We start from the raw sequence: 9,041 nt of genomic DNA on the forward strand, positions 1-9,041 counted from the left end.
ATGTCGGAAGTTATGCAAAAAATGCGGGCTCCCTTGCTGCCGGGCGTCGTCGCTCTGGCGTTATCGACCGCCTATCTGATCGCGCTGCTGGCCGCCGAAAAGCAAGCGCTCATCATCGGCCTGCTGGCGTTCGCCGTCGTCGCCGTGCTCGCCGCCCATTACCTGGGCTGGCTCAACTTGGTGAGCCGAAGCTTCGCCGACCAGGAGGATGTGCTCGGCATCTACGCGATCCTCGCCGCCTGCGTGGTGGCTGCGTTCTTCCACGACAATCACTTCGTGCTGCTGCTGTTCGTCACCGTGCTGCTGTATACAGTGGCGACGCTAGGGCTGAACATTCAGTTTGGCTACGCCGGAGTGCTTAACTTCGCTGGCGCGTCGTTCTTCGGCATCGGCGCCTATACCTCCGCGGTGCTCAGCACTTACACTGCCGTCCCGCATCTCCTCGTCCTTCTGATCGGCGGGATGCTCGCCGCGCTGATTGGATCTCTGCTGCTGGTCCCGGTGTTGCGCACGCGTGGCCACTATGCCGCGCTGGTTACCATCGCATTTGCGCTGCTGCTCAAGACATTCTTGGAAGTCAACAACGTGCTCGGCGGCCCGCAGGGCATGCAAGTCAAGGGCATGAGTATCCTCGGTTGGTCGTTCAACGACAATTTCGAGATCGGTAAGATAGAGATGTCGTTCTATCTCAATTATTTCGTAGTCAGCATGCTGCTGCTGACCGGCACCTTCGTTTTGGTGCGACGACTGGAGCGGTCCTGGATCGGGCTCAATCTCGATGCGCTACGACTCGATGAGATCGCGGCGAGTTGCTTCGGGCTAGATATCGCGCGCTGGAAGATCACCGCCTTCCTACTCGGTAATTTCCTTATCGGCATTGCCGGCGCGCTGTTCGGTATGGTCGGCGGCTTTGTTGCGCCCAATAATTACACCTTCGCCGATTCGCTGATCATGGTATCGATCCTGCTGCTCGGCGGCATTGGCAACCCATGGGGGCTGGTGGTCGCCACCTTCATCGTCGTGGTTGTGCCGGAGAAGTTGCAGACCATCCAGGAATACCGAATCCTGCTCTTTGCCCTGATCGTTATCATGATGCTTCTGTTCCGTCCGGAGGGACTGCTGCCGCGGCCGGTGCGGCGTTATTTCCCTGGGTGGCGGGCATGACCTATCTGTTAGAAGCCCGCGGACTGACCCGGAAATTTGGCGGCGTGGTGGCGCTGGACAATCTTGATCTTGCTGTCGTGCCCAACGAAATCATCGGCCTGATTGGACCCAACGGGTCGGGCAAGACGACGTTCTTCAATGTCGTCACCGGAATCTACGGCGCCCACGGCGGCTCTGTCACTTTCGATGGCGCGGACATTACACGCGCCTCGTCGCCCGCGGTCTATCATGCCGGCATTTCCCGCACCTTTCAGCGCTCGCGGCTATCGCTGCCGTTGTCGATCTTCGACAACATCATGATCGGCAACCACAAGCGGCTCAACCAGGGGCTTTGGTTCAATCTGATCCGGCGCGGCGAGTTCAAGCGCGAGTTCGAGGTCAACTATAGCGCGGCGCGCACGCTCGTCGAAGTATTCGAGCCGCAGCTCGCCGAGCGGATGTTCGAGCCTGTCGGCGGACTGCCGATGATCCACCGGCGCCGCATCGAGATCTGCCGAGCACTGATCAATCAGCCGAAGCTGCTTTTGCTCGACGAGCCGTCGGCCGGCATGACGCATGACGAGACCAAGGAATTAATGGACGATATCCTACAGGTCCGCGATCTCAATCGAAATCTCACCATCATTATCGTCGAGCATGAGATGGGGGTGATCGAGCGCATCACCGAACGTTGCGTGGTACTTAATTTCGGCCGCAAAATCGCGGAAGGCCCGTACCGTCAGGTCGCCGTCGACCGGCAAGTGCAGGAAGCCTATCTGGGGGTGGAGTAGATGGCTGGCCTGCTGGAAATCGAGGGCGTCCACACCGCGTATGACAAGGCGGATGTGCTCGAGGGCGTTTCACTCAAGATAGAGCCAGGGGGCATTACATGCCTGCTCGGCTCTAACGGCTCCGGCAAGACCACACTGATCCGCTCGATCCTGGGGCTAACGCCACCGCGCGCAGGCCGTATCGCATTTGATGGCCAAGACATCACCGCGCTGCCGACGCACAAGGTCATCGCCGCGGGCGTGGCCTGTATCCCGGAAGGCCGCAAAGTGTTTCCCAAGCTCACGGTCGAGGAGAATCTGCGGCTCGGCGCCTACCAGGAACCCTCGGAGGCAGTCACCCAGGAGCGCATGGCGGAAATCTTTCGCTTGTTTCCGCGACTGGCCGAGCGCCGGATGCAACTCGCTGGCACCATGTCGGGCGGCGAGCAAGCGATGGTCTCGATCGGCCGGGGCCTGATGCGGGCGCCGAAGTTGCTGCTGATCGACGAGCCCTCGCTCGGCTTGTCGCCACTTTTCGTCAAGGAGAATTTCAAAATCATCCGCGAGATCAACGAGCGTGGCATTTCCATCTTTCTCGTGGAGCAAAACGTGCATCAAACGCTCGCTATCTCCGACTACGGATATGTTTTATCCAAGGGCAGGGTGGTAACGGAAGGCAAGCCAAGCGAACTCGCCAAGACCAAAGAGGTCCACCAAGCTTATTTTGGCTGAGTCACCGGTTGTGCCTGTCGGAAACTGGGCATCTTGAATTATTTCATTAATATCACACTCCACGAAACAAAATTTTAGCGACGACGTCATTTTCGCATTGCACCGGCCGGCCGCTTGCCCATCCCAGGGAGTGGATACTGTTCGTATAATGAGGGGGATTGATTGCTATGGCGAAATCGCATCTCAAGCTGGTCGCTCCGAACTCCGAAAATCGAACAGTTGCACCGCGTCGACGTCCGAACGCCGAACTGCGCACCCGCGAATACCTGACGGAGGCCGAGGTCGAGCGGCTGATCGAGGCCGCCAAGGCCAACCGCTGGGGACACCGCGACGCCACCATGATCCTGCATTCCTGAATGCTCAGCATTTTGGGGCACGCTATCGACCAGCGAGCCCTCGACGTCAAAGATGTAACCGGAAAACGGCATGGTGCCTCCAGGTACGACTATGCGCACCAGCGAGCATCGTTGCAGGCGCTTGACCAACTTCGGCATCTTCGTTCCGGAAGCGTTAAACCGTTCATCGGCGTGAGGGGACTTATTCCAGTCGTTGAACAGGGCGGGCGGCAGGATTGCGCTTGCGACGGACTGCACGGGTCCGGAGCTGAAGCATTACCTTTCTCTCCTGAGGGTCGAGGATCTTATCGATTCCATGGCCTGTGGCCATGATCGTGGGGAAACTGGCCGAGAAGTTCTGGTTGCGCGAAGGCCGGCGTTTGATTGCCCCTGGGCACTATCAGAGGTAAAATCGGTCCGCCCCCACCATTCGAAAATTTTGGCTTTCTTCGGCCTTCGCTAGCTGGAAGCGGTCAACGACTTTTTCGCGGCGTCACCGTCCGGCTGATGCGGGCTTCTCACCAAAAGCCCCGGCGAAAGGGCCGGGGCTTTTCAATGTTCGTCAGTGCAGATTACCTCAGCGACCCAAACCAGTCGTCGACATCCTTGCGGACCTGGTCCTTGGCGTAGCCGTAGCGCTGCTGAAGCTTGCCTTCGAGTTGCTCGCGACGCCCCTGGATCACGTCCAGATCGTCATCGGTGAGCTTGCCCCATTTTTCCTTGGCGGCTCCCTTGAACTGCTTCCAGTTGCCTTCGACCCTGTTCCAATCCATCGTCATCTCCTTTCGAGTTGAGATGATTTAACGGGCAGGCAGTGCCTTACGTTCCGGAGGGAACTGAGGCCATGTTACGGCGAGCTGGAACGCAACCAGGCGGGACTCGCCATTGCGGATCCGGTCTCGAGACGATCATACATCGTGACCATTCGGAAATGCATCACCGGGCACGGCTCGGGATACCGAGGTTCAAGGTTTTTTCGAGTTGGTTTTGGTCTGGCTAGCCGGTGCATGCTCATGACCGCGGTCCCGACTGACGTCCACTTTACCACCGCGCGCAGATGGTGGAGGCAAGGCGTCATGTCCGCTACGTGGCGACACGGCATTCATTCATCAACTGCTTGATGACCTTTGTTGGTGAGCATGGGCGCGTCGTCGCGCAGGTCGACCAAGCCCATTTCAATCAACGTCTTCAAATCACTTGGACTGACGGGCGTTAATTTCGTTCGCTTGGCTCTAATATCGCGCAGCGCCCAGCGGAGGCGGATAGCCGCATCTAAATCTACACCGACCAGCGGCGAGAGTATTGTCGATTGGTTTTCGCGTTCAGCCTCCGGGACGGGAGTAGCCACTGCAGATCCTGCGCTAATCGACCCACCTTCGGCGCTTGCATCCTCTCCGGCTATTGGATTGGTTCGCGAAGGTTCGGCTACGGTGGAGGCTTGCCGGCGGGCTCTCATCGCCGCTGCAATTTCTTCCAGTTTGTCCTTCGTTGTCATTTCTTGACCTTCAGCCCGAGTTGTACAAAACCGGGACGTAGCATAGCCCAACCCCTGGGCGTCCCGAAAGCACCCCAACCGAAAGGTTCCCGGACGTGGTTGCCCCTCATCAACCCGCTTTTCGTCTGGCCGCTGGCTTTGCTGATTTCGATTTCTTCACGACCTTGGCGGGTTTTTCCGCTGGCGTGCGCTGAACGCCTTTGATGCTGGCGCGTAGCGCGTCCATCAGGTTGACGACATTGCCGGGCACCGGCCTCTTGGTCGCGGCGATCGGCAGGCCCTTCTGCTTCTTCGCCGCCAGCAGTTCAGTTAGTGCGCTCTCGTAATGATCCTCAAACTTACTGGCTTAAAATGTCCGGACTTCTGCTCGACGATGTGTTTGGCGAGATCCAGCATGTCTTTCGTCACCTTCACGTCCTCGTTGTCGTCGAAATACTCGGCTGAATCCCGCACTTCGTAGGGGTAGCCCAGCAGCATGCCCATCACCCCTTGTCGCGGGCATCCAGCGCGATGACGTGCTCGCGGTTGGTCAGCACCACTCGGGCGAGGGCGACCTTGTCGAGCGAGCGGATGGTCTCGCGGATCACGGCGAAGGCATCGTGACCGACCTTGCCGTCAGGGACGATGTAATAAGGCCGAACCAGGTAGAGATCGTCGATCTCGCTTCGCGGCACGAACTCGTCGATCTCGATGGTTCGGGTAGATTCAAGTGCGATGTTCTCGAGCTCGTCTTTTGTGACCTCGAGATACTGGCCCTTGTCGACCTGGTAGCCTTTGATGATGTCGCCGTTGGACACCTCTTCGCCGGTGTCGGCGTCGACCTTGAGGTTACCGAATCCGGTGCCCGGTCTTCTTGTTGATCTGGTTGAAACTGATCTTTTCAGATTCCGAGCGCCGGCGGCGGCCGAAAAAATCTGGCAGCCCACCACTGTTCGAACTTTCTTTGCAGGTCGAGAGGAATAATGCTCACAATCCAAACTCCGAGGGGCGTCGGTTGACCAGATCAGGACGAAGGCGCAGCGCCCGCGGAAGGAGGCGACGTACCAAACCCGGGCGAAGCAGCGAGCGCATCACGCAAAGCCTGCTCCTTTGCGTGGTTCAGAGAGGTCTTGAGTACCGTTCCACCGGTCCCCTTAATTGCGTCGAGTACCTTGTCGGTGGTCATCGTGTGAATCAGGACAAATAGCGCAGCACTACCGGGCTGCAGGCTCGCAGACAGGTCGTGCATGAAACTATCATTGATACCGAAATCGGTAAGGGCGCCACCAAGCGCACCGGAGGCTGCGCCCAATGACGCGCCCAAGAGAGGCATAAGAAATAGAGATCCGATCAGAAGGCCCCAAAATCCGCCCGACACCGCGCCCACAGCCGTCGTGTTCATCAACTGATTCAACTTGACCTTTCCACTGTCCTGCTTCACGGCAATCACGGCATCCGAAATCTCGATCAGATATTCCTTCTGCAAGCTGATTAATTTGGTTCTCATCTCCTCTGCTTTGGCTTCTGTCGGATAGACGATGACGACAAGATCTGACATGGGGTTCACTCCATACGAGGACGATACTTCATGGACATAACTTCCGTGGCGAGGCATCAAAGTATTGCGAGAGCAGCTATGCTCCGCCCCTCGATAACACGTTTCGGGCTGCATCGACGCTTTCGTCCCAGCGCTCGGATTGCCGGGCTTGATGCCTTTTGCCTTGGCTGCCTTGAGGGCTTCCCTGGTGTGCTGAGAGATCCGCTGGCGCTCGTCCTCGCCGACCGCGGCTTGGTGCATATGTAACCGCCCAGTCATCGGGCGGCCACTCTGCGCTGATTTTAGCCCGCCAAGAGGCGCGGCCATCCTGCATGTGGTGCCACTGAAGCAATTGGGGGAGCACAATTCCGTCGAAAAAGCCTCTGAGGCCGAGGCCAAAGAGTATCCCGGCCGAGATGGGAAACCTGCGCTCCTTCACCGAACCCTCGCCGCGAAATACCGTCATAGGCCCACCGCCGACAACGCAGCGCCAGGCTTGTCCTGCTCGGTCGCTACAGCGTTGAAATCTCCGCGCACCGCCTTCAATGCAGTTCGTTCCTGCTCGATCTCGTGAGCTGTCCGGAATCCCATGCGGCGCAAAACCGGTACCGGCGGACACCAGCCTTGAACCGCATGTTGAAACAGAAATGCGGTTACGAGGGCGGGCAGGGCAAACCACCTGCTGTCACGGGTAGCGCCGAGAATGACGCCTGTAAAAGCCAGAACAGATGCGTTGGCCTCAATCGCTCGCTCGATGTCCCATTCGTCGCGGAGTTCTCGCAGCCGGCGGGGGATAGCATCGGGGTGTGCTGCGCAATGGCGCACCCGGTTTCTAATATCGTCCTGAATCTGCTGATTTATTTCCTCGCTCGTGTGAGCGGGGACACGATCGAACGTGCTGGGCACCGGTGCTCTCCTTCACGTCAAAGGGAGCGAAAGCATTTGTCAGGGGTAAGTTCCAACGAACGGCCAAATAGATCAAGACCGCCGGCCCAGGACAACGCCTACAAACCGGGCGAGAGTAACTCCGCCTGGCAGCACCTTTTGCACAAGCACAATAGTCGCTAGGAACGCCACCCAGATCAGGTTCATGACGCCACCAACGAAAAGCAGGAGCATCAGCGCCCAGCAACAGCCGACGCAGTAGGCGCCGTGCTCCACGCCCATGCGGAACGCCCCCAATTGGCCCGGGCGCCTGTGACGCGGGATCCACTCGAGCGGCGACCGGCAATGGACGAGGCAACGCTCCTTCAGCGGTGTGAACTCGAAAGCGTGCCACCAAGCACGGCATTCGTCGTCGCCATCTGCATGGATACGAGGCCAGTGTGCGACAGCACCGTCTGCGCCGCCGCCGCGGCGATTGAGAATGCGCTCCAGATGGCGAAGTAGCCGGCGATGAAGGAGGCGATCCGGTCCGTCGCAGTGCGCTTACGCTCCAACGCCGAGAAGAGCAGGATTGTCGGCGCCGCACTCGCATCATCATGCCGACCATCATCACCAAAGAAATTGACTGTCGCGTCCGCAAGCGCCGCCGCTCCCGGACTCAGAGCGGCGCCGAGCATCGTCGACACGGCATCCCCGACCGGCATCCCCATCATCCGCGCCGCCATACCCTCCATCGTCTCCATCTGCAGCGAAAGATGGATCAAGAAGAGCCAGGACAGCAGGCAGATGCCGGCAAGACTCGCCGCGACGATCCTGTCGCGCTCAGGACGGATTCAAGTGCAATGCCTGTCAAAGCCCGTGCTCAGTGTATGACCCCGTTTGGCCCCATGTGCAGCATGCAGAGATGCGCGTGGCGGCCAGTCGCGGCGGCTTTTTCGTGCGAGGTTGGCGCTGGCGGGCCCTTTCTTTCGCTGGATTCCTGTCACCATCCTTTCGTGTTTTCGAATCGATGGGGAAATTTTCGAATCGATGGGGAAAATGGCATGGCGACAGGCACAGTTAAGTGGTTCAACGCGACTAAGGGCTATGGATTTATTCAGCCTGACAACGGCGGCAAGGATGTCTTCGTGCACATCTCGGCCGTCGAAAAAGCGGGCTGAGCAGCCTCAATGAGGGTGCCAAGGTGAGCTACGAAGAAATGAGCAACCGTGGCAAGACGCCCGCGGAAAATCTAAGAGTCGGATGACTTCAAGCCCGCTGGTTCACTCACGCCAGAAGGCTAGGGCGGTAGTGAGATAACCACCGCCAGAGCAGGCACGACCTTCTGGTGGTCACTGATACGCAATCGAAGCCGCCCTGATCCTCCTAGCGACGGCTCTTGCGTTGCGCTAAGCTGCCGTTGCTTGCTCGTGCGGCGCTCGCTCGGCGAGACGCTGTTCAAGGGCGTCGATGGTCATCTTGAGATTATCGCGCCGCTCGATCAGGGTCCTTGCCAGCATTGGATCCTTGACATCAGACCGGTCGGAAACGCTGGCGCGCTCTTCTTGGGCCGCGATCTCGCATTCGATCAGTTGAACGGTGCGGACAAGATCAGTCAGTATCTTACTAATCACTGCAGTTTCGCGCGCTGTCTCAAAACGAGGCTGCATATTCATTTGGGTGCTCCGAATGACTTAGTTCGGCACACCTAGAGATTAGTTGCCGAACAGTTGAAGCACCCATCGCAAGTTGTTGGCCAATAGTGACCCGTAAGAACACGGTCATCGAAACCCACGGGGCTTCGATCCCGCGCTCACACCGTCCGTGATGGCCTCAAGCCTGCCGCTTCGGCCCGGCGACTTTTTCTTTTGATTTGGCAGGCACGGCAATCTGCAGGCTCTCTCTCACCGGCCGCTGGTTTCGAGGTGCGGCCGAAGGAATCGGCCGGGAAAATCGAGCGGCCCACCGCCGTTCGCACCGTCTTTGAAGCTCCAGGGGGATGATACTCATAACAGCTCCGGTTTTCGGCGATTTGACGTCCCTCAATGAACAGTTTCCCGAAGTCGTGCGGATGGCGATGGGCGCAACTGTGTCCCGAATAAGGATAAATGCAGCGCGACAATCTGGATGGGAATCCCGCGACAATCAGGATGAGAATGCGCCGCTGCTGGGGTGACGAAGGGAGG

At 58.5% G+C, this 9,041-nt stretch carries 10 protein-coding genes and 4 pseudogenes; 5 read left to right on the top strand and 9 right to left on the bottom strand.

Going from position 1 to position 9,041, the window contains the following annotated elements; all coding sequences use genetic code 11:
• The 4 genes from JQ624_RS30715 to JQ624_RS30730 all read left to right on the top strand — a co-directional run bounded on the left by JQ624_RS30715 (position 1) and on the right by JQ624_RS30730 (position 3,001).
• A complete protein-coding gene (locus tag JQ624_RS30715; RefSeq protein ID WP_249130186.1) occupies positions 1-1,164 on the top strand; it encodes a branched-chain amino acid ABC transporter permease in 1,164 nt (387 codons plus the stop codon).
• Positions 1,161-1,934, top strand: coding sequence for an ABC transporter ATP-binding protein (locus JQ624_RS30720; protein WP_212422652.1), 774 nt, complete (start codon positions 1,161-1,163; stop codon positions 1,932-1,934). The genes JQ624_RS30715 and JQ624_RS30720 overlap by 4 nt, the downstream gene beginning before the upstream one ends.
• Positions 1,935-2,645 (top strand): ABC transporter ATP-binding protein, encoded by a 711-nt coding sequence (locus JQ624_RS30725; RefSeq protein WP_212422653.1) that lies wholly within the window; start codon positions 1,935-1,937, stop codon positions 2,643-2,645. It begins immediately after the preceding gene.
• A 167-nt stretch (positions 2,646-2,812) separates the two neighbouring features.
• A complete protein-coding gene (locus JQ624_RS30730; protein WP_212422654.1) occupies positions 2,813-3,001 on the top strand; it encodes a hypothetical protein in 189 nt (62 codons plus the stop codon).
• 551 nt (positions 3,002-3,552) lie between these two features.
• Here the strand turns inward: JQ624_RS30730 and JQ624_RS30735 are convergent.
• From JQ624_RS30735 to JQ624_RS39790, 7 genes and pseudogenes are all read right to left on the bottom strand, one after another.
• Entirely contained in the window at positions 3,553-3,753 is a 201-nt protein-coding gene (locus JQ624_RS30735) for a CsbD family protein (protein WP_212422655.1), read from the bottom strand.
• A 329-nt stretch (positions 3,754-4,082) separates the two neighbouring features.
• Positions 4,083-4,475 (bottom strand): hypothetical protein, encoded by a 393-nt coding sequence (locus JQ624_RS39560; protein ID WP_312014520.1) that lies wholly within the window; start codon positions 4,473-4,475, stop codon positions 4,083-4,085.
• Between the two features lie 109 nt (positions 4,476-4,584).
• Positions 4,585-5,366 (bottom strand): annotated as a pseudogene (locus JQ624_RS30745) (Ku protein); the annotation flags it as partial.
• Between the two features lie 112 nt (positions 5,367-5,478).
• Positions 5,479-6,012 carry a DUF1269 domain-containing protein gene (locus tag JQ624_RS30750; protein ID WP_212422656.1) on the bottom strand — a complete coding sequence of 178 codons (534 nt, stop codon included), beginning with the start codon at positions 6,010-6,012 and terminating at the stop codon, positions 5,479-5,481.
• A gap of 310 nt (positions 6,013-6,322) precedes the next feature.
• A pseudogene (locus tag JQ624_RS30755) lies at positions 6,323-6,457 on the bottom strand (DUF2243 domain-containing protein); the annotation flags it as partial.
• Positions 6,454-6,897 (bottom strand): DUF2892 domain-containing protein, encoded by a 444-nt coding sequence (locus tag JQ624_RS30760; RefSeq protein WP_212422657.1) that lies wholly within the window; start codon positions 6,895-6,897, stop codon positions 6,454-6,456. The gene JQ624_RS30760 and the pseudogene JQ624_RS30755, both read right to left, overlap by 4 nt.
• 72 nt (positions 6,898-6,969) lie before the next feature.
• Positions 6,970-7,619, bottom strand: a pseudogene (locus JQ624_RS39790) (DUF2182 domain-containing protein).
• A gap of 300 nt (positions 7,620-7,919) precedes the next feature.
• Here JQ624_RS39790 and JQ624_RS30770 point away from each other — a divergent pair.
• Positions 7,920-8,122 (top strand): annotated as a pseudogene (locus JQ624_RS30770) (cold-shock protein).
• Positions 8,123-8,264: 142 nt separating this feature from the next.
• Here the strand turns inward: JQ624_RS30770 and JQ624_RS30775 are convergent.
• Both JQ624_RS30775 and JQ624_RS30780 read right to left on the bottom strand, forming a co-directional pair.
• The gene (locus tag JQ624_RS30775; RefSeq protein WP_212422658.1) at positions 8,265-8,531 is read right to left on the bottom strand and encodes a hypothetical protein; all 267 of its coding nucleotides are present in this window, start codon (positions 8,529-8,531) and stop codon (positions 8,265-8,267) included.
• Between the two features lie 137 nt (positions 8,532-8,668).
• Positions 8,669-9,041 (bottom strand): hypothetical protein (locus JQ624_RS30780; RefSeq protein ID WP_212422659.1); only part of this gene is annotated, 373 nt, incomplete at its 5' end.

The organism is Bradyrhizobium sp. AUGA SZCCT0283 (assembly GCF_018130385.1).
Taxonomy (GTDB): domain Bacteria; phylum Pseudomonadota; class Alphaproteobacteria; order Rhizobiales; family Xanthobacteraceae; genus Bradyrhizobium.